Below are 22,778 nucleotides of genomic sequence, written 5' to 3' on the forward strand. Positions count from 1 at the left end.
GTCATAAGTAACTTTTAAACCAGCCTCTCCCTGATGGTCAAACTTCTTTCTCCAACTATAAAAAGTGCCAGTGCTAACTCCATACTTACGACAAGCTTCTACGATACCAATCTCTTCCGAAGTAGCTAGTATTTCTAACTTCTGGTCTAAAGTCCATTTCTTGTATTTCATATCTCAAATGTATTAGTTTGAAATTTAAAAGAACACTCCGAACTTATTGGGGGCTAAACTATCGCATATGTTTTGAAACCATACTCTCAAAACGATTTTGAAAAAACTTTGCAAAAATATCAATCACTTTTTAACCAAGGTTCTTATAAAAAGTTGGATCATTCTACGATCAATATTTTAAAATCAGCACTACAAGAAGAACAAGTGCAATACAAAAAACGATTTGTGATCAAAAGAACTAATGGGATACAACTGTTGAGTGTCTTAGATATAAGTATGATAGAGGCATCTGGTGATTTTTGTATTGGAGTAGATGCTAACGGAAAAAAATACCCGATATCTCAAAAGATAGGAATAATAACAGAACAATTAAGTCCAAAAAACTTTTTTAGAATTAATAGAAGTCAAATTATACATATTAAGTATATAGAAACTATTGAAAACCATTTCAAGAATAGACTGTTGATTAAAATGAAAGGAGTCAATGATAAAGTAATGACAAGCTCATCAAATACTTCAGATTTTAGGAAGTGGATAGAATAAACGTAAGTATATGATAAATAGATTATAGTGATTGATTTTTTTTCATCAATAAATTTTGATTATCGTCTTATTGTGACAATCAATTTAAGATGTTGATTTTGTGTGGAATATGGTTGTATCTTTATAAAAAAGAGTATCCACGCAAAATAAATAATAATGACAAAGAAAAAATTAACAACTTCTGCAGGAGCCCCAATCTCAAATAACCAAAGATCTATTACAGCGGGACAAAGAGGTCCTGTCTTGATGCAAGATTATCAATTGATCGAGAAACTAGCTCACCAGAACAGAGAACGTATTCCAGAGCGTGTAGTTCATGCCAAAGGCTGGGGAGCTCAGGGAACATTTACAGTAACAAATGATATAACCAAGTATACCAGAGCCAAAATATTCTCTGAGGTAGGAAAACAAACTCCATTATTGTCTAGGTTTTCTACAGTGGCTGGAGAGTTAGGTGCCGCCGATACAGAGAGAGATGTAAGAGGTTTTTCTTTAAAATTTTATACGGAAGAAGGAAATTGGGATTTGGTAGGTAATAATACCCCTATATTCTTTATTAGAGATGGATATAAATTTCCAGACTTTATCCGTACTCAAAAGAGACACCCTAAAACAAATTTAAGATCTAACGAAGCTATGTGGGATTTTTGGTCTCAGACTCCAGAAAGCTTACATCAGGTTACTATATTGATGAGTGATCGGGGGATTCCACAAACACCCATGCATATGAATGGATATGGTTCTCATACTTTTTCATTTTGGAATGCAGATGGAGAGCGATTTTGGGTGAAGTTTCATATGAAAACACAACAAGGGCATAAGCACTATACCAATGAAGAAACAGCAACTGTAATAGGGCAGACAAGAGAAAAATTTCAAGAAGAACTTTATGGAGCTATAGAAAAAGGAGTTTTTCCTAAGTGGAAAATGATGGTGCAAATAATGCCAGAGGCCGATGCAGAAAAAACACCTTATAACCCTTTTGATCTTACCAAGGTTTGGCCTCATGCTGATTATCCATTAATTGAAGTAGGAGAATTTGAACTCAATAGAAACCCAGACAACTATTTTCAGTATGTGGAAAATGCCGCATATTCACCATCTAATATAGTACCAGGAATAGGTTTCTCTCCTGATAAAGTATTGCAAGCCAGAATTTTTTCTTATGCAGATGCGCATAGATATAGACTAGGTACACATTATGAAGCTTTGCCAGCAAATGCATCATTGGCAGAAGTAAATCACTATCACAAGGATGGATCTATGCGATTTTTTGATAATAATAATGCCAATCCTGATGCGTATTATGAGCCTAATACAAAAGGAGGGCCTGTAGAAGACCCAAGTGTAGCAGAACCACCTATGAAAATTAGTGGAGATGTACTTAGGTATGAAGAAAATGATACTTTCGGAGAGTATAAGCAACCAGGTGATCTTTTTAGGTTATTTAATGACGAACAAAAAGAGCGACTTTTTAATAATATTGCAGCAGCAATGGACGGTGTTTCTATGGAGATTATAGAAAAACAACTAGCTCATTTTGATAAAGCAGATCCAGCATATGGAAAAGGTGTTCGTAAAGCGTTAAACATCAATGCACAAAATACATATTAAATTAACAATTTAGTTTTATTGGTTAGAGCTTGATTGGGGATCTTTGAAATTCAAAAAAAAGAACCCCAATCTGCTTGTATCATTTTGACTTTGTAATCGTGCGTATAGAAATTAGATTTATTTGTACTGTTTCAAGGTTAATGGTAGTATCTATTCATTTTTTTAATAAACATATATGGAAGACATTTTTAATGCTATTCGATCAGAAGAATTGAATGAAGTAGAGGCGATTTTGAATATGAACCCCGAAATAGTAAACTCAAAAGATGCCAGAGGATCTACCCCGCTATTATTAGCATCATATTATGGGCTTGAAGATATAACACAATCAATACTGGAGCACTCTCCAGATATAGATGCACAAGATAGTTCAGGAAACACAGCACTTATGGGAGTATGTTTCAAAGGATATTACGATATAGTGAGGTTGTTGATTGTATCTGGGGCCAATGTAAATCAGAAGAATTATAATGGAGCGACTGCTTTAATTTTTGCAGCAACCTTTGGACAGAAAAAAATCATTAAATTACTAGTAGAAAATGGTGCAGATATATCTGTTAAGGATAATCATGGATATACCGCACAAATGCATGCCAAAAATCAAGGATTAGAAATCCAAGAACTTTTTTAAGAATATCTAGTGGATAGGAATCAAGATATAGAAAATATTAAATCAGTAAATATCAGGTCTATTGATATCAAAAGAAGATTATTAATGTCTTCTTCTACGGTACTAGTTTTTGAAACCTTTTTGAGAGAAAATATAAGAAATGAAGTATTAGTAGTTAATACTAATATAGGAATGGAAGTATATTACTTTTCTGAAAATGATTACAGTTTTTTTATCAAAGAAAGTATCTTGTTATATACACTTACTCAAATAAATCGTGATAAGTTAAAGTTTAGAAATAATCTTACTAGAGAAGAAGTATACCAAAGTTTTTGTGAAGCATTAATTACCTTTTCTCATTACCCTCAAATTTTCTTGGCTTACACAAAGAAATTTATTCATATTCAAAAACAGCACCGATCTAGCAGGTTTTTAATTCCAGCTCTCAATGGTTTTTTTGAGGAAGTTTTTAAGGAGCTAGATAAAACAGGTAAAATTCCTCATTATGAAAAAATAAAGAGAGTAAAAAACAAAAGACATAAGCCTAATAAAAGTGAAATAGCTATTAAAAAATTGATTTCTGAAGTTTTATTAAAAAAACATTCTAATTAAAAATAGCATAGCGAGAGTTTACATTATTACAAATCTTCATCCCTAATTCTCTAACTATATTTTTATATTTCTTCTTATTTATTGTTAAGTCAAAGATTATTTTAAATGTAATACTTCATGTTCGATATAGAATCTAGATACGATGTTTGGATTCTAAATTGATGGTTTGGCTATTTTACGAATTTGTTTAAAAACAGGTCGTATTAATATTCAGAATTCTTTTTTTTTGTAAAAAGAGTGAGTTTTTTTGTTGAAATTCTCATAAATCATAAATATACTTTAGAATTTGAAGAAGAAAATCATAAAATTGTGTGATTTGATCATTTTTAAAAGATGAAAATAGGGGAGAAAACCCCCTATAACCCATTAACATTTGTAGTATTAAACCTTCATATTCTACACTTAAAATGTTAAAATTTCTTAAAAAAAAGGTTGTTTGTCGTTGAAATACGCTGTGTTTCAGGTGTTACGTAAATATTTTACGTGTTTCCCGTATTCGGGTATTAAGTATCTGCCCCTACCTTTACATAGAATTAATTACTAGTTTATTATTTAGTTCAATATTGAAAGTAAATACGTCAAAATGTTCATAATCTTCTACAGCCCCCAAGAAGAATGTTTAACATGGTTTAAAAGAAAAGACCAAATTAATGTAAAGAAGTCTCTTTTTTTAAAATACCTAATACTTCAATACCCAAGAAGTATGACCCAAAATAATATGAGCGATGGCGAAAACTACTAAACCTACGTCCTATACCGTATCAAAATGTATAGATCTTATAAAAAAAATAGTTAATAAAACAATTAGTGCAAACTTTATCAATCGGTTATCCAGTAGAAAGGATAATAGTTATGTAGATAAATTTATTGTAACCTGTAAAATAGTATTGTTTATACTATCATTACCGTTGATTTTATCCTGTAGTACAGGAGATGAACTTAGTGCAGTCTCTGTAGAACCTATTTTTGTAGAAAATCCAGAAAGAGTTATAAAAGTCAAAATCATTTATGTTGAATCTTCAGAGTCTGGAAGTAAATCTTCTTATGATCTTAATGAAAAAGAATTTATGGATTACTTGAACGGATACTACTTTCACAGATTTGGAATTGGATTGGAGCTAGAAGGCTCAATGAATATGGTAAATGAAGATTTATATGACCTTAGAGATAATGAAGGATCAGAACCAAGAACCTTCTTTATGCAGTCCAAGAAGTCGTATGATCAAGATAAAATTAATATTTACATTATAAAACGATCTAATATAAGAGGTATTGCTGGGATCGGGAGAGACCAAAGAGTATTATTGACAGATGAAAACTTGTTTACATCCACAACACCACACGAAATAGGTCATGCATTAGGATTATTTCATATTCATGAAACAGAAAATATTATGAATTCTCAAGAAAGAGATTCTAGACATCATTTTAATGCACATCAAGAAGAAAAAATAAAGAAAAGAATTGATCAGATAAACTTATATGGTAAGATATCACATACTCATTAATAACGAGTGTAATAGAAATAAATTAACCTCAAAAACATAACAACTATTGCAAGAAAAATACTTAAAAGAATAGTTAGGTAAATCACATCAATATTTAGAATTAAAAAAAATATTGATATATAATACACAATAAAATTAACCCACAGATTAAATTAATTAAGGAGTTAACTTTTGATTAAATAATATAAGTACGATACGTACAAAATAGTAAATAAAACACAGTCTTGAAGTAATATTGCTTCAGGACTGTGTTTTTCTATTTTATTAGAAATACTAGAATTCTGCATTAAGAGGTGTTCTAGGATAAGGAATTACATCACGAATATTACTCATGCCAGTTACAAATAGCACTAGGCGTTCAAAACCAAGCCCAAAACCACTATGAGTACATGTTCCAAAACGACGAGTGTCTAGATACCACCATAGTTCTTCTTCTGGGATATTAAGGGCAGCCATTTTTTCTTTTAAAACATCCAAGCGTTCTTCACGCTGAGAACCACCAACAATTTCACCAATTCCTGGGAATAATATATCCATTGCTCTTACCGTTTTACCATCCTCATTAAGCCTCATATAGAATGATTTGATATCTGCTGGATAATCAAATAAAATTACAGGACATTTAAAGTGTTTTTCAACAAGAAATCTCTCATGTTCGCTTTGTAAATCTGCACCCCATTCATTAATTGGGAATTTAAATTTTTTCTTCTTGTTCGGTTTAGAGTTTTTAAGAATCTCGATTGCCTCAGTGTAACTAACACGCTTAAAATTGTTTTCAAGAACAAACTTTAGTTTATCACGTAATGACATTTCAGTACGTTCTATCTGAGGTTTTTGCTTATCCTCTTGTATCAAACGGTTTTCTAAAAATTCAAGATCATCTTGACAGTTCTCTAAGACAAATTGAATAACATATTTTATAAAATCCTCAGCAAGATCCATATTACCGTCAAGATCACAAAAAGCAACTTCAGGCTCGACCATCCAAAATTCTGAAAGATGGCGAGATGTATTAGAGTTTTCAGCTCTAAACGTTGGCCCAAAAGTATATATTTGTCCTAGTCCCATTGCGTAGGTTTCTCCTTCTAGCTGACCCGAAACAGTAAGATTTGTTTCTTCTCCAAAAAAGTCTTCTTTATAATCAACCGCACCATTTTTATCTTTTGGGATATTAGTAAGGTCAAGATTGGTAACCTTAAAAGCTTCTCCAGCACCCTCTGCATCACTCTTTGTAATTATTGGAGTATGCACATGGTAAAAATCGTTTTTCTGAAAATATTCATGGATTGCAAAAGATAATTTTGAACGCACTCGCATAATAGCTCCAAAAGTATTGGTGCGTACCCTAAGGTGTGCTTGTTCTCTTAGTTTCTCTAGAGTATGTCTTTTGGGAGATAATATCGTAAGCTTTAACTCCTCGGGATCTGCATCTCCTTCGATTTGAACATCAGATACCTGGATCTCTACACGTTGTCCTTTTCCTTGACTTTCTACAAGAATACCTGTTATTGCAATTGCAGCACCAATGGTTATCCTTTTCTGGATTGAAGTATCTATTGTATTATCTTCTAAAACACACTGGATATTATTAATAGTTGATCCATCATTAATCGCAATAAAACGATCATTTCTAAAAGAACGAACCCAACCTTTTACGATGACAGGCTGTAATAGTTTATCACTTTGTAGTACCTCTATTACTTTAGTATGTTTCATTATATATTCTATTTTCTAATATTATTTATGACCATATTTTGCGCTCTTCAATGTATAAAAGAAGTACAAAATAAAGAATGTACAAATTTTAAGGTAGCAAAGATAATTTTTTTAATCTGATTGAAAGCATAATCTTAAAAACTCAAAATAATATGCTGTAAAATAGTATTAGAACTAATTTTAAATGCAGTAAATTAAAGAAGAGAAGTTTTGTAAATCTGACGTCTTTTTAAACATCAATTCTACGTAAAAACCGTATTCGAGTACATTTTTGCCTTAAAATCTTACGTTATTTATGTTTTTTTTAAAAAATAAGAGAAATAATAAGTGTTTGGGTGATCATGTAAAATATTGTTTATCAGTGCGTTATGAATTTGTTGATAATTTTATTTACTTAAATAATGTTAAATTTCACGATATCTCAGAAAAAAGGGGATTTTTCCCCCCCACTAGGTATTTTAAAATATAGAAAGGGACAGTATCTTGCATATATGCAATTATGACGATTGTGTTTACGTTAAGTTTAGTTCGATAGATTTTGGGGTAATCTATCTTACAGAAGTCCTGCTAATTTATAGTGGGACTTTTTTTTGTGTTAAAAACAAATAAATTTATTTGTGCGTAGAGTAGTCAAAAATGGTATCTCAATGGCAAATAGGTAGATTACTTGAAATAGAGTTGTCTTTAAGTGTTTTTGTTTCTTACAAGCTTTCAGAGTTGAGTAGTTCTTCTTTTCTTTGCAGTACTGTATCAAATAATATTTTATCCTCATCTCCTCCAAGTCCTATAAATTTACTGCTCTTCCATAAGTAATAATCAGACATTTTTCCATTTTCATTTTTGAAAGTTACTTTTATATGCTTTGCGCGACTTATGATTGGAAACTTTACGAGATCAACGATAGAGATGTTTTCAAGTTTTACAATCCCATTCTTTTTTTCGAAAAGGTTTTTTAAAAATTACTTGATTATTACTTAAATCCAGATATCCTAGAAACGCATGAAAATAATACCAAATACAACTGATAATAAGTAATGAAATTAAAAGAATATGAGAATTATCAATAGTTTTAAAAACTTGTAAGCCAATTCTAAATGCTATATAAAGCAAACTGATACTTACAATTATTGAAAAATTAATTCCTAGTTTGGCTCATGATGAGTGTAGTTTAATTAAATCCTTTTCCATTCTTATTGTATATATTAAACCCGATGCCTTTTGGCTAAAAAAACGTGATTATTAAAAGGAAGTAAGTGGATACAATCCTTTTATATAGATAACATGTACACAATATAATAATAAGAATATTATCAATATATAAAAGTGATTATAAGATCACTCATTTGCAATATTCCCTTTCTTTTTGTTTTCTTCTAATTCTTCGTCGTTAGGAATGATTTTTAAGGTAGGTTCTTTTAATGTTTTTTTGTTTGCAATACTTCGTTCTAACGAAAGTAGCAAAGAAGGAAGCAATAAAAGATTGGCAAGCATAGCAAATAATAAAGTAGTAGATACTAGACCCCCTAATGCCTTAGTTCCTCCAAAACTAGATATCATAAATACAGAAAAACCAAAGAACAATACGGTTGAGGTATAAAACATACTTACTCCAGTTTCTCTTAGAGATGCAAGAACAGATTTCCTTATTCTCCAATGATTTGATTTTAATTCTTGTCTATATTTTGCTAAAAAATGTATAGTATCATCTACAGAAATACCAAAGGCAATACTAAATACTAATATAGTAGAGGGTTTTATAGGGACACCTAAATATCCCATTAGACCTGCAGTCATAAGTAAGGGTAATAAATTAGGAATGAGTGATATAACAATCATTTTCCAGGACCGAAACATCCAAGCCATAAAAAGGGCAATAAGAACAACAGCTAGTCCTAAAGAAAGAGATAAATTCCATACCAGATATTTAGTTCCTTTTTGAAAAATTAATGCTTTACCAGTAAAAGAAACATCATATCTGTCTTTTGGAAATATTTTTTGTAATTGTGGCTCAAGAGTCGCCTCAATACGTTCCATTTCTTCTGTCCCTACATCTTTCATAAAAGTTGTGATTCTGGCATATTGCCCAGTAGAATCAACATAACTTTTCATTACCCCAGCCTTGGATTCAAAACTTTTTGCATAAGGCAAAATAAAATTTCGTTCTTGACTTGTTGGTATTTGGTAATATTTTGGATTACCATTGTAAAAGGCTTGTTTAGAGTATTTAACCAAGTTGACAATAGAGATCGGTTTAGATAACTCAGGCATTTCCTCAAGTAATTCCTGAAGCTTCTCCATACGTTTTAACGTTGACAATTTCAGAACTCCCTGTTTTCTTTTAGTATCGATCAGTATCTCTAATGGCATAACACCATCAAATTCTTCTTCAAAAAATTCAATATCCTTATAGAACCCTGCACTTTTAGGCATGTCTTCTAGTAAGCTTCCAGAAACTTTTATGGTATATATACCTATGATGCTTACGATCAAAATGATCACAGAAGAAAAATAGATCGTTACCCGTCTGGTTTTTACCATATTCTCCATCCAGTCCATTAGTCGCTCAATCCAACCTTTTCCTAGATGTTTTAAATGCCTTTCTTTGGGTTGGGGCATGTAGCTATATATAATAGTAATTACTAGTAAACAAAGGATAAATAAAGCAATGATATTTAAAGAGGCAACAATACCAAATTCTTTAAGTAATTTACTCTCTGTCAATGCAAAAGTAGCAAAACCAGATGCGGTAGTTACATTGGTCATTAATGTAGCATTACCTACCTTGGTAATTACACGTTGAAGTGATTTTGCCTTATTACCATGTTTTTTTATCTCCTGTTGGTACTTGTTGATCAAGAAAATACAATTGGGTATACCAATAACAATAACAAGAGGAGGTATGATTGCAGTAAGTACAGTTATCTCATATTCTAAAAGACCTAGGATACCAAATGCCCACATTACACCAATAATCACAGCAGTCATAGATATAAAAGTTGCTCTCAATGATCTGAAAAAGAAAAAGAAAATCAAAGAGGTAACCAATAAAGCTGCAAGGATAAAAACTTCGATCTCATCCATAATGTTTTGAGAATTCAAAGTTCTGATATAAGGCATACCCGATACTTTCACATCCAGATCATACGCTTTTTCAAAAGCAATTACAGCAGGTTGTACGACGTTTTCAATAAACTTTTTTCTCTGTTTGGTGTTTACAATATCCTTTTTGAGATAAATGGCGCTCTGAATGGTTTGAGATTTTCTACTATATACAAGTCCTTCGTAAAAAGGTAGCTTGTTGAATAGTATTTCTTTGTATTCAGTAACCTGTTGTATTCAGTAACCTGTTTTTGATCGAAAGAAGAATCATTGATAAAAGGAACGAGTTCAAATCTCGAAGGGTTATCTTCCTTTTTTAGAGTTTTAAGGTCTGCAAGAGAAACTACAAGATCAATCTCTTCATATTTTTTGAATGAATTATTAAAATCATTCCAGGCTTTTAATTTTTTAGGAGTAAAAAGCGTGCTATCTTTTACAGCCATAACAATTAAGTTCCCCTCTTCGCCAAATTTTTTAAGAAACTCTTGATAGAGTAGATTTACTTCGTGATCATCGGGTAACATATTGGCTTCAGAGTGAGAAAACCTCATGTTTTTCCACTGAAAACCTAAAAAAACTGTAATCCCTATAATTGCTAGAAATATGATTGCTCTATTACGTAGAATAATCCCAGCTAGTGCATTCCAAAACCCGAAACTGAATAATTTTGCCATTCTTTATTTTCCTAGTGCAAATGTAAGGATTGGAAGAGGATTATTTATAAATTTCAGAAAAGAAAATGATTTATTATACAAAGACTATAGTTTTAAATAAAAAGTAAACTTACCAGAGATGTTATCTTCAAATTGAGGTAGGTGGTAAGCACCATATCTGTATGCAAAGCTTAGTCCGAAGCCAGCAAAAAGCTTGTTAATTTCGAAACCTGATTCTTGATAACCATGTTGCAGAGATGAGAAATTTACACCTTGATGGTTTGTGGGGTAATGAATGTCTCCTATTGCATACCTAGTAATAAAGACAAGTTCTGGTTTGAACCAACTAGTTATTTTTACAGGTTTTATCCTGTGTTTTATCTGTAATGTAGCCAGTTTACTACTAAAAAACTCACCAAAATACATTGTTTCAAAGGTTCTTCTTCCTGCCACAGAAAACCGTTGTAAAATAGTTTCTTTTGTAGGAGCATTGGGGTATGCATGATACAAATGAGTAAGTGGGATGTCGCCATCAGCTATATCAGCTTCAAATAAGAAACTTGTTTTTGATTCGTTGATTCTGTTGATTACATATTCTGCTTTTAATCCTATTTTGTAATAAGAAAAATCACTGTCAAATACTCCTTTAAGCCCTTGTGTATATTGAGCTGTGATTTTGGGGTATCCGTCGTGAATTTCTTTATAGTGATTTGGAGTTTTTAAGAATTTACTGAATGGGCTCCATCGCAATGCGATTGTAGCTTCTGTCAATTTATATGAAGAATATTGTTTGTTATCTTTTGTGAATTCATATCTTCCTGTTTGATTGATATCACTTACCGAGAATTGTGTTTCAGAAATTAATCGAGGTAATAGTTGTTGTTGTAAGATGGTACTCCATGTTCTATGTTTATAATAGAAATCTATATTTACTAAGCGTGGCTCAAATAGAGAATATACTCTTCTATCTGTTAAATATAGAAAGCTACCTACTTCTTTGATATCATCAGTGTAATTTACATTTAACCAAGAGCTTGTATTCTTGTTTAGTAAAAAACCTCCACCAGCACCATATTTGGATTTTGAATCTTTAAAACCATAAACATAGTACCCTTCTAGTCGAAATCGTTTTGAAAATTTGGAATTAGTAAGTCCTCCTAATCCTACACGAAGCCCTTCATAATTGTTGTATTTTATAGGGTAAGTGAGGTCGAAATTAAAGAAGCTTATCGGGTAATATCCAATATTAAAACTTTGTATAACATTAATTTTTCGTTCTATGTTTTGTACTTTTACAATACTGTCTACTACCTGAAATGAGTTTAAATCCTTTTCGGTGATTGCGCTAGTTCTGTATTGATTCCAGAAACCTTCAGAACGATTACTGGCCTTTGGGTCGATTTTAATGCTAGGTTGATTCTGTTTTACATTTTGGTTGGTGTCTAGCTGGATGTCAAAAATATCTGTAGTAGAAATTAAAAAGTCATTAGCCCCAGAAAAATGTTTTTTATTATTTCCTATTCTTCCTACAGAAATTTGTCCACCAAATAAACTTACTTTTTGTCTCCCGTTACCAGGTCTGATAGTAATTTCTTGTTGTGTAGGGAACCAGTTTTTGATTTCATCAAAATACTTAAAATTGTGAGTAGCAGTAACATTGAGTTCTCCTCGTAATTCTATGATTGCTTTTTGAATGGCCAATGTTTCCATGTCGATATGTAGCACACCTTCTAGACTAGCAAAGTTTTTAGATTTTCTAGGTTGAAAAAGAATGACGTAGGCAGGTTTTATGGTTTTTGTAGTATCCAGAATTTTATAATAATAATTTCGATGACCTCTTTTTGATAAAGGACTTATGTATTGATTGTTAAAAACTGTGTAGTCTTCATCATACAGAGAGCTGGATTGTATTTTGATGCCTAGAATGTTATATACGGGTTTTTGAAAACCAGTCATTCTAGTGGCTAAAACGGTTTCTTTTTCACTATTATTTTTTTTGTATTGGTGAAGACTTACTTTTTCTGATAAAAAAGAATGCGCTTTATTGAATAAGTGTTCAATATCAACTTTGCTAGTGTCTATTATACTTAATAAAGCTTGATTGTCCTCAGTTATTTTTAATTTATTATAGGTTTTATAGCTATACCCTGATTGTAGTTTTTTTGGATTGTTTTTATTTTTTCTACGTATTGTTTTTGAAACGATTTCAATAGCGGTACTCTCAAGAGAATTTAATTTCACTAAAGCGAGGTTCTCTTCTTTGGGATTAAGTCTGATTTCAATTCTTTCAGAATTCTTTGTCGTGATAAGTATAGTTTTACTTTGATACCCAAGATAACTTACAGTAAGTTGAGTAGGGTGTATGTTGCATCGTATAGAGAATTCACCTTTGACAGAGCTTAGTGCATATGAGGAGTTGTCGGTTTTTATTGTAGCAAAGGGGAGTGCTTGACCAGAGTTTTTATCAACTACAATACCATTAATATTAATTTGAGAAATTAAAATAAAGGGAGTAAGAAATAATAAACAAAAAAATTTGTTCTGCATTATACCAAATAGGTTCAAAAAAACGAAGATACAAAAAAAGCGTTTCTAAAAAGAAAACGCTTCATAATTCATGTTAGTATGAAAAAGATTAAACTGTCATGATTTCTTTTTCTTTGGCACTAAGCATTTCATCAATCTTTTTGATATATGCATCTGTCAGATTTTGAATGTCTACTTCGGTATTTTTTCCTAAATCTTCAGACAATCCGTCTTTTTCCAGTTTTTTTATTTCATTGTTCGCGTTTTTTCTATCATTACGCACCCCAACTTTTGAGTCTTCAGCTTCAGATTTAGCTTGTTTTACTAAATCTCTACGGCGTTCTTCTGTAAGAGGAGGGACACTGATAATTACGCTTTCTCCATTGTTCATAGGATTAAAACCTAAATTAGCAACTAATATGCCTTTTTCAATTTCAGTAATTAATGATTTTTCAAATGGTTGAATGGTAATTGTTCTAGCATCTGGAGTGCTAATGTTACCTACTTGATTCAGAGGGGTAGAAGAGCCATAGTATTCAACCATTACGCCTCCGAGCATAGCAGGAGATGCCTTGCCAGCTCTAATGTTAAGTAGTTTTTTTTCTAAATGTGCAATAGCTGCTTGCATTGCTTCTTTAGTAGAATCGATAATAAAATCTATTTCTTCATTCATTTTTTTTATTCTTTTCTTTTGATTAACCAAAAAATAAGCCAATATCACTAAAGGTTTACTTGTGTGCCAATAGCTTCTCCTGCAACTACTTTTAATAAATTTCCTTCTTTGTTCATGTCAAAAACTATTATGGGTAATTTATTTTCTTGACTTAATGTAAATGCAGTTGTATCCATTACTTTCAATCCTTTTCGTAAGACATCATCAAACGATATAAAATCAAATTTTGTAGCATCAGCATTTTTTTCGGGATCAGAAGTATAAATTCCATCTACTCTGGTTCCTTTTAAAATTACATCAGCATTGATTTCAATTGCTCTTAAAACGGCAGCAGAATCTGTAGTGAAATATGGGTTTCCAGTTCCTCCACCAAAAATTACAACTCTTCCTTTTTCAAGATGGCGCATGGCTTTGCGACGTATAAATGGTTCTGCGACCTCATTTATTTTTATGGCAGATTGTAGTCTGGTTGGTACTTCAGTGTCTTCTAGGGCGCTTTGTAGGGCTAATCCGTTGATGACAGTTGCGAGCATGCCCATATGGTCAGCTTGAACTCTATCCATTCCTTTGCTAGCTCCTGCAACACCTCTAAAAATATTACCCCCTCCAATAACTACAGCAACTTGCACTCCTTTTTCGGTGATTTGTTTAATTTCATTAGCATATTCTGCTAGTCTATTAGGGTCAATTCCGTATTGGCGTTCCCCCATTAGGGCTTCGCCCGATAATTTTAGTAATATTCTTTTGTATTTCATTGTGAGATTTAACTGTGATGCAAATATAATGATATTCTTAATTTAGAAAATAGTTTGGATTATAAAGGTACGTTTTTATAATAGTGGTTCTGGAGTAAGATTTTTATGATTTAAAGAAAAAGGGTGGTTTTCCCCTGTAATAGGTATTGATTGGTGAGGGATTATGTTATAGGTTTGTAACAAAGGAAAAACAGTAAATGTGGGGTGAGAAAATATCTTTGAAATAATGTAAACACTTTAAATGTATTGATATTTTATCGTATTAATTCATGACTGACTAATTGGGGAATTAGTCTTTTGTTTTGGGGGTAAGCTCTTGGAGAGATTCAAAAGCTTGTAAGTGTTTATTTAATAGAGGGTATTTTCAAAATGAAGATGAAAAAAACCGCTTCTTTATAAAGAAGCGGTTTTTGTTTTTTTTTCAGAAAAACTGAAATACTTTTTTTGGATTATTGATTATCCTAAAGAAACTCTTTCAAAAGAAACTACAGATACATCACCAAGTGTTTTTACATAATCTGAAACACTTTTCTTTTCGTCTTTGATAAAATTTTGGTCAAGAAGACATTGCTCTTGATCCAAAGTTGTATTGTCAGAAATAAATCTTTCTAGTTTTCCAGGAAGAATTCTATCCCAAATTTGTTCTGGTTTCCCTTCAGCCTTAAGTTCAGCTTTAAGGTTTTCTTCTGCTTTTGCAATTACCTCGTCAGTCAATTGAGACCTTGAAATAAATTGAGGAATATTTTTTAATGTTTTTCCTAATCGGCCAAGTTCAACATTTTCTTTTTCGATAGCAGCGATTCTTGCTTGAGTCTCAGAAGTAACATATTCAGGGTCAAAATCTTTATAAGACAATGTAGTTGCTCCCATAGAAGCTACTTGCATAGAGATGTCTTTTGCAATTGTCTCTGCATTATCTATTTTTGTAGATAGACCTGTAAGAGCACCAATTTTATTGCCATGAATATAGGATCCAACAAAAGGAGCTTCTAGTACTTTAAAATCACCAATTTCGATTTTTTCACCAATAACACCAGTTTGTTCAGTAAGTTTTTCTTGAACAGTCATACCATTAAAATCTGCAGCTAAAAGCTCTTCTTTAGAAGAAGTGTTTAAAGCTACATCAGCTAATTCTCTCGCTAGAGAAACAAAAGAATCGTTTTTTCCTACGAAATCAGTTTCACAGTTTAGAGAAACGATTATACCTTTGTTTTTAGCGTCATTAACTTTTGCGATAACGGCACCTTCAGAAGACTCTCTATCGGCTCTTTTGTCAGCAATTTTTTGTCCTTTTTCTCTAAGGATTTTTATAGCCTTGTCAAAATCTCCTTCAGCTTCAACAAGAGCTTTTTTGCAGTCCATCATTCCGGCACCTGTAGCCTTACGTAACTTACTTACCTCGGCCGCTGTAATATTTGCCATATCTTTAAAAATATTTAATGTGTAAAATGTATTGTTTATGTAAAAAAAAGTCGTTTAGCAATACTGCAAAAGTAAAGAACTAAACGACTTATTAATTTATAATAAAGTTAAGTTTTGTTGTGTTAACAAAAGCGTAACTTCGAATTTAATAGATTGATATCTATTTGTTTATTCTTCTTCTTGTTTAGTAGTATCAGTCACTACAGGAGCTTCAGCTTTTACTGCTACAGGAACTTCTTTAGCTGGAACTTCTTTCGCAGGAGCTTCTTTTTTTGGAGTGTCTTTTGCCGCTTTTCTTTCACTTAATCCTTCTATAACAGCATCACTTACATAAGTCATTACTTTGTCGATAGATTTTGAAGCATCATCATTTGCAGGAATTACATACTGTACCTGACGTGGATCAGAGTTGGTATCTACCATTGCAAAAATAGGAATGTTTAATTTCTGAGCTTCTTTTACTGCGATGTGTTCGCGAGTAATATCTACAACAAAAAGGGCTCCTGGTAAGCGAGTCATATCAGAAATAGAACCTAAGTTCTTTTCTAATTTTGCTCTTAAACGATCTACTTGTAGACGTTCTTTTTTGGATAAAGTGTTGAAAGTACCATCTTTCTTCATTCTATCAATTGCAGCCATTTTCTTAACGGCTTTACGGATAGTAACAAAGTTAGTAAGCATTCCACCTGGCCATCTTTCTGTGATATAAGGTTGATTTGCTTTGCTTGCTTTTTCAGCTACAATTTCTTTAGCCTGTTTTTTGGTAGCAACAAAAAGTATTTTTCTTCCAGAGGCTGCTATTTTCTTTAAAGCTTCAGTAGCTTCGTCGATTTTTGCAGCAGTTTTGTATAGATTGATGATGTGAATCCCATTACGCTCCATATAAATATACGGTGCCATGTTTGGATCCCATCTTCTTGTTAGGTGGCCAAAGTGTACACCTGCATCAAGTAATTCTTTTACTTCGATATTGTTTGCCATTTTTGTAATAGTTTACGTTCTGTTGAATTAGCAATGTATAAGTGACTATGTGTATAATACAGCCTTGTACATTTAGATGCTAAACTAACCCTCTTATGTATGAGGTAACAACAAATACTGTTTTAATAAATTAACGTTTAGAGAACTGGAATTTCTTACGAGCTTTCTTCTGACCGAATTTCTTACGTTCTACCATTCTTGGGTCTCTGGTCAATAAACCTTCTGGTTTAAGGATTGTTCTGTTTTCTTCGTCTAGCTCGCATACAGCTCTAGAAATTGCTAAACGAACAGCTTCTGCCTGACCTGTGATTCCTCCTCCGTATACGTTTACATTTACATCGTATTTATCTTCATTACTAGTTAAAGTAAGAGGTTGATTTACTTTGTATTGTAAGGTAGCGGTAGAAAAATAATCAGCAAGATCTTTTTTATTAACCGTAATTTTACCAGAACCATCCTTAAGATATACTCTGGCTACAGCCGTTTTTCTACGACCAATTTTGTGAATAACTTCCATTACTTAAATTCTTTTAAGTTAACAGTTTTAGGTTGCTGAGCTTCTTGATTGTGTTCTGCTCCTGCATGTACCTTTAAATTACGGAATAAAACTGCTCCTAATTTGTTTTTAGGTAACATTCCTTTTACCGCTTTTTCGATTAAACGCTCTGGGTTTTTGTCATACAATTCCTGAGCAGTAAGACTTCTTTGCCCTCCTGGGTAGCCTGTGTGACGGATATACGATTTATCTGTCCACTTCTTTCCTGTTAAGTTGATTTTTTCGGCATTGGTAATGATAACATTATCACCGCAATCAACGTGTGGGGTAAAGCTTGGTTTGTGCTTACCTCTTAGTAGTATTGCAACTACAGAAGAAAGACGGCCTAAAGTCTGTCCTTCAGCATCTACGTGCAACCATTCTTTTGTAACGGTAGCTTTATTGGCAGATACTGTTTTGTAACTTAATGTGTCCACACTAATTTTTTTTACTAATTAAACATTCCTTTTCCTATATAAAATAGGGGTGCAAATGTACAATTATATATTTATATAGCAAACAGCTAGTTGATATTATTTTTCACTCATGATATATTGATTTTTAGATAGATTATAAAAATAGCGTACTATTGTTTGTTTTTATACGAGAGATATCTTTATAGTCATGTTAATTTTTTACTAAAAAAAAGAGAAAGTGTAACGAAGTAAAATAAATTCTATCATATTTAAAGATTCCAATCATTCAAACCTCTTAATAATTATGAAAAGCTATACCTGTATTTTGGTATTTTTTTTATTTCAGATTACTGTCATTGCACAGGACTCTATTAGTGTAGTCAAAAAAAGAATTTATAAAACAGAGCCACTTCTAGGTGAAAAAAAACCAATTGTAGATGGATTAATCACAGAATCTGAGTGGGATGTGGTTCCATGGGCAGAAAACTTTATTGAAAGCCAACCAGATGAGAATACTCCGCCAAGTCAACAAACCAAATTTAAGATATTATATGACCAAAAAAACTTGTATGTAGCGTATCGCTGTTATGATACAGCTCCTGAAAAAATAGAGAAAAGACTATCTAGACGAGATGGTTTTGCAGGAGATCGTATTACTCTTATTTTAGATACATATCATGATAAAAGAACAGCCTTTTCTTTTACGATTACTGCCGCAGGAGTCAAAGGGGATGAGTTTGTGACTCAAAATGGCGATAACTGGGATGAGAGCTGGAATCCTATTTGGTATGCAGCCAGTAAAATTGATAGTGAAGGCTGGACTGCAGAAATAAAAATACCATTGAGTCAAGTAAAATTTGGTAAAAGCAAAGAGCAGATATGGGGATTACAGGTAAGTAGGATGATTTTTCGCAAAGATGAACGATCTGTTTGGCAACGTGTTCCTAGAGATGCCCCTGGGTTTATTAGTGAATTTGGAGAATTACACGGATTGATTGATATAGAATCTCAAAAACAATTAGAGATTCAACCATTTGCTGTAACGCAACTGGATACATATCCAGAAGAAGAAAATAACCCTTTTAGAGATGGGACTGATTTTAAGTTGAATGGGGGGCTAGATGCAAAAATAGGAATTACCAATGACCTTACATTGGATTTGACTGTGAATCCTGATTTTGGGCAAGTAGAGGCTGATCCTGCAGCAATTGCACTAGATGGGTTTCAAGTGTTTTTTAGAGAACAACGTCCATTTTTTGTAGAGAATAAAAATATTTTTGATTATCGTTTTGCTAATGGGGTTGATAATCTTTTTTATTCACGCAGAATTGGTAGAGGACCTCAGGGAACAGTAGGGGAGAATCCGATTAGTAGCTCTGATCCTGTAAATGATGAATATATTGATTCTCCTGTTAATACAACTATTCTTGGAGCGGTAAAGTTTAGTGGGAAAACAAAAGATGGATGGTCAATAGGCTTGCTAGAGAGTGTTACAGCTAGAGAAGTCTCTAAGATAGAAGATGATGCTGGTAATAAAAGAGAGGCTGTTGTAGAACCATTGACCAACTATATTGTGGGTAGGGTGCAAAAGGATTTTAATAATCGTAATTCTTTTATCGGGGGTATATTTACTGCTACCAATAGAGATTTGGGCGATATACTAAATATAGATTATGAAGATTCTCAGACTGATGAAACCTCAGAGTTAACAGGTCTTAGAGAGAATAACCTTAATTTATTAAGGAAATCTGCTTATACAGGGGGTATAGATTTTAGGCATAATTGGAAAAAAAGAAAATATTTTATAGAAGGTAATTTGGTAACCAGTCATGTAAAAGGTTCTAAAGAAGCGATCAAAGATACACAAGAGTCGTTAACACATCTTTTTCAGCGAGTAGATGCAAGTCATGTTGAATTAGATTCTGATCGTACGTCACTTACGGGAACTGGAGGTAAGCTTGTTGGTGGGAAATCAGGTGGAGGAAACTGGAGATATGAAGCGGGAGTTTTTTGGCGTTCTCCTGAATTAGAATTGAATGATATTGGTTTTTTGCGACAAGCTGATGATATTAGGCAATTTGCAAATATTAGATATTTGTTTTTGAAACCGACAAAATTCTATAGAGAAGCAAATATTAGAGCAAATCAGTTTACAGCATTTGATTTTGAAGGAAATTATAATCGTATTGAATACTCTTTGGGAGGGGAGATTAATTATAAAAATAATTGGTGGACAGAAGTTAATTTTATACATAAACCTCGAATCTTTACAAATACTATTTTACGAGGAGGACCTCGCTGGAGATTCTCTCAAGAGAATATAGGAGTATTGTTTTTTGGGTCTGATCGAAGAAAGAAGTTCAATTTTGTTATGGGGCATGTGAATTCCTGGACACGACAGAATAATTTTTCCTTTAAGCGATATGTCTTGCGACTTAATTATCAGCCATTTAATTCATTAAGTGTGTCTCTGAATCCTGAGTTTGAGCAGAATCCTAATAAAACACAATATGTTACTAAAGAGGATTTTAATGGGGTGCCTAGATATATAACAGCTAATATTGATCAGCAAACACTAAGTGCTAGTTTACGTTTGAACTATAGTATTAATCCTAATTTAACAATTCAATATTATGGACAGCCCTTTATATCTAGAGGAAGGTATAAGGATTTTAATTACGTTAATAATCCAACTGCAGATGATCTTAATGATAGGATAACCTTATTTGACCAAAATCAGATTTCTTTTGCAGATGACACATACTCTGTAGATGAAGATAAAAATGGAGTGGTTGATTACATGTTTGATAATCCAGATTTTTCTTTCGTCCAGTTTCGTTCTAATCTAGTTGTGCGTTGGGAATACATTCCTGGGTCTGAAATATTCTTGGTGTGGTCGCAAGGAATTACTGGGGATGGAGATTCTTCTAATAACTTATTTAGAGGGTTAAATAATCAAATTCTGGACAAGCAGCCTGAGAATACGTTTTTGATCAAGGCAACTTATCGATTTGTATTGTAATTTCTTAAAAAGTTTATATCTAATAACTGATTTTAAACGTATTTTGCGACTGTAATAAGATGTCGTAATATGAAGTTTTTTTATATAGTATTTAGTGTAGTTTTTGTGGTGTCATGCACTACCTCAAAACCAAAAGAAAAGGTGGTGTTGATTGCTGAGCAATCTGATGAGGCTAGAGTAGATTCATTATCTTTCTTTTTAGATCATTATGAAAAGTTTTTTGCAACAAATTTTAATGTTTCTGAATGCCCTGGAGCGGCTATCGTAATTGTTAAAGATTCTACCGTAGTTTATAAAAAAGGTTTTGGGGTTAAAGAAATTCATACGCAGGATTCTGTTGATGTAAATACAGTTTTTAGGATAGCAAGTTTATCAAAAGGAGTTACTGCTGTTTTGTCAGGAAATTTGGTGGATAGGGGAGAGCTAAATTGGGATCAGAAGGTTAAAGAGTCTGTACATTCATTTAGTTTGAAAGATAAAGAGCAGGCAGAGCGTATTCGTGTAAGTCATTTATTATCGCATACTTCTGGTTTGTATAAATATACATTTACAAAACTTATTCAAAAAGGATTATCGGTAGATCGAATTATAGGCAGTTTTAAAGGAAAAGGAGTTGTTGCTAGAGAAGGAGTTGATTATGGGTATCAGAATGCAGTGTTTTCTATTGTTGAAAAAGTAATGGAGAATCAAACAACAATACCATTCAATACACTTCTTAAAGAAAGAATATTTGATCCTGCAGGAATGCAGAATGCTTCTAGTACTTATGGAGCAATAAGTGCTAATGATAATGTAGCATTGCCACATTCGTATCATCATTATTCAAAAAAATATAAGCTTAGTAAGCTTCATAAGAATTACTATAATGTAGCTGCAGCTGGAGGAATCAATGCATCTATTTCTGATATGGGAGAATATCTCAAAGTATTGCTAGGACATCGCGCTGATATTATTTCAGAAAAGAGCCTTGCCACTATTTTTAACCCTGTTATCTGTACAAGTACCAAAAGTACCTATGTTAATTTGTGGGATGGGGTTACCGATTCTTATTATGCTATGGGATGGCGTATTTTGGATTATAGAGGGCGTAGGGTAGTATACCATGGAGGGAATGTAAATCAGTATAAGACACAATTATTAATCGATCCAGAGAATGGTATTGGTATCTGTGTGTTATTTAATGCGCCAAACCCATTTAACGGGCCTGTGATCCCTACTTTTTTAAATTACTATGACTTTTATCTTGATACTTTAAAGAGTAAAAGCTAAAACCCTGTTGATAGCTATCAACAGGGTTTTTAGTGTATAAATGAATTTTTGTTAAGGTGATTATCGGATGTTGTTAATCCCTTCAAAAACAATGGTGTCTACCTTTCCAGTAATAGTAAGATCATTTCCTGTGTCGTTTGCAACTCCAGCTACGTCAAAAGAAAATGAAAAAGTAAGATTGTTAGTAGTTTCATCAAAATTGTAATCTGTGATACTAACATTAGTTATATTGGTATTCGTATCAGGAAAATTGTTAGAGATATTAAAATACTTATACAATTTACGGATAAATTTTTCGTATATTTAAAGAATGGGTAAGCATATATTATTAGAAGTAAAAGAATCCTCAAGTCATTTACGGAATTTAATCAGAAAAGAGACTAATCCTAAAAATGTATTACGACTACAATCTTTGTTACATATTAGAGAATCAAGCTTTTCTACACAATCAGCCTTGGCAGAACATTTAGGATATCACGTTCGTAGTATGGAACTTTGGCTCAAGTTATATAAAGAAGGAGGTTTATTCGCCATGCTTTTGAATTCAAAAGAAAAACAGCAGCGCAAGCGAATCATTACTCCAGCTGTACACGATGGATTATCAAAACGACTTAATAATCCAGAGCAAGGTTTCCATAGTTACGTACAAGCGG

At 32.5% G+C, this 22,778-nt stretch carries 19 protein-coding genes and 1 pseudogene; 8 read left to right on the forward strand and 12 right to left on the reverse strand.

What is annotated here, in order from left to right:
- The coding region (locus CVD18_RS16050) for a transposase (protein WP_146052740.1) at nucleotides 1-171 on the reverse strand (171 nt) is incomplete at its 3' end.
- Nucleotides 172-243: 72 nt separating this feature from the next.
- Here CVD18_RS16050 and CVD18_RS16055 point away from each other — a divergent pair.
- The 5 genes from CVD18_RS16055 to CVD18_RS16075 all read left to right on the forward strand — a co-directional run bounded on the left by CVD18_RS16055 (nucleotide 244) and on the right by CVD18_RS16075 (nucleotide 5,058).
- Nucleotides 244-714, forward strand: coding sequence for a LytTR family DNA-binding domain-containing protein (locus CVD18_RS16055; protein ID WP_103866450.1), 471 nt, complete (start codon nucleotides 244-246; stop codon nucleotides 712-714).
- 156 nt (nucleotides 715-870) lie between these two features.
- Nucleotides 871-2,328, forward strand: a complete 1,458-nt coding sequence (locus tag CVD18_RS16060) for a catalase (RefSeq protein WP_103866451.1) — start codon at nucleotides 871-873, stop codon at nucleotides 2,326-2,328.
- Between the two features lie 175 nt (nucleotides 2,329-2,503).
- A complete protein-coding gene (locus tag CVD18_RS16065; RefSeq protein WP_103866452.1) occupies nucleotides 2,504-2,959 on the forward strand; it encodes an ankyrin repeat domain-containing protein in 456 nt (151 codons plus the stop codon).
- A gap of 9 nt (nucleotides 2,960-2,968) precedes the next feature.
- A complete protein-coding gene (locus CVD18_RS16070; protein WP_103866453.1) occupies nucleotides 2,969-3,550 on the forward strand; it encodes a hypothetical protein in 582 nt (193 codons plus the stop codon).
- Between the two features lie 725 nt (nucleotides 3,551-4,275).
- A complete protein-coding gene (locus CVD18_RS16075; protein ID WP_103866454.1) occupies nucleotides 4,276-5,058 on the forward strand; it encodes a matrixin family metalloprotease in 783 nt (260 codons plus the stop codon).
- Between the two features lie 273 nt (nucleotides 5,059-5,331).
- On the opposite strand, the gene asnS is transcribed toward CVD18_RS16075, so the two are convergent.
- The 10 genes and pseudogenes from asnS to rplM all read right to left on the reverse strand — a co-directional run bounded on the left by asnS (nucleotide 5,332) and on the right by rplM (nucleotide 17,855).
- Entirely contained in the window at nucleotides 5,332-6,774 is a 1,443-nt protein-coding gene (gene asnS, locus CVD18_RS16080; protein WP_103866455.1) for an asparagine--tRNA ligase, read from the reverse strand.
- A 701-nt stretch (nucleotides 6,775-7,475) separates the two neighbouring features.
- The gene (locus CVD18_RS23395) at nucleotides 7,476-7,598 is read right to left on the reverse strand and encodes a hypothetical protein (RefSeq protein ID WP_255409456.1); all 123 of its coding nucleotides are present in this window, start codon (nucleotides 7,596-7,598) and stop codon (nucleotides 7,476-7,478) included.
- A gap of 511 nt (nucleotides 7,599-8,109) precedes the next feature.
- Nucleotides 8,110-10,547, reverse strand: a pseudogene (locus CVD18_RS16090) (RND family transporter).
- Nucleotides 10,548-10,631: 84 nt separating this feature from the next.
- Complete coding sequence (locus CVD18_RS16095) at nucleotides 10,632-13,073, reverse strand: DUF5686 family protein (protein ID WP_103866457.1); 2,442 nt, start codon at nucleotides 13,071-13,073, stop codon at nucleotides 10,632-10,634.
- 88 nt (nucleotides 13,074-13,161) lie between these two features.
- Nucleotides 13,162-13,725 carry a ribosome recycling factor gene (gene frr, locus CVD18_RS16100; RefSeq protein ID WP_103866466.1) on the reverse strand — a complete coding sequence of 188 codons (564 nt, stop codon included), beginning with the start codon at nucleotides 13,723-13,725 and terminating at the stop codon, nucleotides 13,162-13,164.
- A 47-nt stretch (nucleotides 13,726-13,772) separates the two neighbouring features.
- Complete coding sequence (gene pyrH, locus CVD18_RS16105; protein ID WP_103866458.1) at nucleotides 13,773-14,480, reverse strand: UMP kinase; 708 nt, start codon at nucleotides 14,478-14,480, stop codon at nucleotides 13,773-13,775.
- Nucleotides 14,481-14,936: 456 nt separating this feature from the next.
- The gene (tsf, locus tag CVD18_RS16110) at nucleotides 14,937-15,902 is read right to left on the reverse strand and encodes a translation elongation factor Ts (RefSeq protein ID WP_103866459.1); all 966 of its coding nucleotides are present in this window, start codon (nucleotides 15,900-15,902) and stop codon (nucleotides 14,937-14,939) included.
- A gap of 168 nt (nucleotides 15,903-16,070) precedes the next feature.
- On the reverse strand, nucleotides 16,071-16,883 hold the full coding sequence (gene rpsB, locus CVD18_RS16115; RefSeq protein WP_103866460.1) for a 30S ribosomal protein S2: 813 nt from the start codon (nucleotides 16,881-16,883) through the stop codon (nucleotides 16,071-16,073).
- A 130-nt stretch (nucleotides 16,884-17,013) separates the two neighbouring features.
- Entirely contained in the window at nucleotides 17,014-17,400 is a 387-nt protein-coding gene (gene rpsI, locus CVD18_RS16120; protein ID WP_103866461.1) for a 30S ribosomal protein S9, read from the reverse strand.
- Nucleotides 17,400-17,855: a 50S ribosomal protein L13 gene (gene rplM, locus CVD18_RS16125; RefSeq protein WP_103866462.1), complete on the reverse strand. Its 456-nt coding sequence runs from the start codon at nucleotides 17,853-17,855 to the stop codon at nucleotides 17,400-17,402. The genes rpsI and rplM overlap by 1 nt, the downstream gene beginning before the upstream one ends.
- A 283-nt stretch (nucleotides 17,856-18,138) precedes the next feature.
- On the opposite strand from rplM, the gene CVD18_RS16130 reads away from it, so the two are divergent.
- Both CVD18_RS16130 and CVD18_RS16135 read left to right on the forward strand, forming a co-directional pair.
- Nucleotides 18,139-20,856: a DUF5916 domain-containing protein gene (locus tag CVD18_RS16130; RefSeq protein WP_103866463.1), complete on the forward strand. Its 2,718-nt coding sequence runs from the start codon at nucleotides 18,139-18,141 to the stop codon at nucleotides 20,854-20,856.
- Between the two features lie 69 nt (nucleotides 20,857-20,925).
- A complete protein-coding gene (locus CVD18_RS16135) occupies nucleotides 20,926-22,125 on the forward strand; it encodes a serine hydrolase (protein WP_103866464.1) in 1,200 nt (399 codons plus the stop codon).
- A 60-nt stretch (nucleotides 22,126-22,185) separates the two neighbouring features.
- Here the strand turns inward: CVD18_RS16135 and CVD18_RS16140 are convergent, their stop codons facing one another.
- Complete coding sequence (locus tag CVD18_RS16140) at nucleotides 22,186-22,404, reverse strand: hypothetical protein (protein WP_103866465.1); 219 nt, start codon at nucleotides 22,402-22,404, stop codon at nucleotides 22,186-22,188.
- A 31-nt stretch (nucleotides 22,405-22,435) separates the two neighbouring features.
- Between CVD18_RS16140 and CVD18_RS16145 the strand changes: the two genes are divergently transcribed.
- Nucleotides 22,436-22,778, forward strand: a 343-nt coding sequence (locus tag CVD18_RS16145) for a transposase (protein ID WP_103864054.1), incomplete at its 3' end; no start/stop codon positions are given.

Source organism: Aquimarina sp. I32.4 (assembly GCF_002924285.1).
In the GTDB taxonomy this organism is placed as follows: Bacteria; Bacteroidota; Bacteroidia; order Flavobacteriales; family Flavobacteriaceae; genus Aquimarina.

Excerpts from the sequence above, each read along its gene's own strand:
- rpsI (WP_103866461.1), bottom strand. The coding sequence starts at position 17,400 with ATGGAAGTTATTCACAAAATTGGTCGTAGAAAAACGGCTGTAGCCAGA.
- CVD18_RS16135 (WP_103866464.1), top strand. The coding sequence starts at position 20,926 with ATGAAGTTTTTTTATATAGTATTTAGTGTAGTTTTTGTGGTGTCATGC.
- CVD18_RS16075 (WP_103866454.1), top strand. The coding sequence starts at position 4,276 with ATGGCGAAAACTACTAAACCTACGTCCTATACCGTATCAAAATGTATA.
- CVD18_RS16065 (WP_103866452.1), top strand. The coding sequence starts at position 2,504 with ATGGAAGACATTTTTAATGCTATTCGATCAGAAGAATTGAATGAAGTA.
- tsf (WP_103866459.1), bottom strand. The coding sequence starts at position 15,902 with ATGGCAAATATTACAGCGGCCGAGGTAAGTAAGTTACGTAAGGCTACA.
- asnS (WP_103866455.1), bottom strand. The coding sequence starts at position 6,774 with ATGAAACATACTAAAGTAATAGAGGTACTACAAAGTGATAAACTATTA.
- CVD18_RS23395 (WP_255409456.1), bottom strand. The coding sequence starts at position 7,598 with ATGTCTGATTATTACTTATGGAAGAGCAGTAAATTTATAGGACTTGGA.
- pyrH (WP_103866458.1), bottom strand. The coding sequence starts at position 14,480 with ATGAAATACAAAAGAATATTACTAAAATTATCGGGCGAAGCCCTAATG.
- rpsB (WP_103866460.1), bottom strand. The coding sequence starts at position 16,883 with ATGGCAAACAATATCGAAGTAAAAGAATTACTTGATGCAGGTGTACAC.
- CVD18_RS16130 (WP_103866463.1), top strand. The coding sequence starts at position 18,139 with ATGAAAAGCTATACCTGTATTTTGGTATTTTTTTTATTTCAGATTACT.
- frr (WP_103866466.1), bottom strand. The coding sequence starts at position 13,725 with ATGAATGAAGAAATAGATTTTATTATCGATTCTACTAAAGAAGCAATG.
- CVD18_RS16060 (WP_103866451.1), top strand. The coding sequence starts at position 871 with ATGACAAAGAAAAAATTAACAACTTCTGCAGGAGCCCCAATCTCAAAT.
- CVD18_RS16095 (WP_103866457.1), bottom strand. The coding sequence starts at position 13,073 with ATGCAGAACAAATTTTTTTGTTTATTATTTCTTACTCCCTTTATTTTA.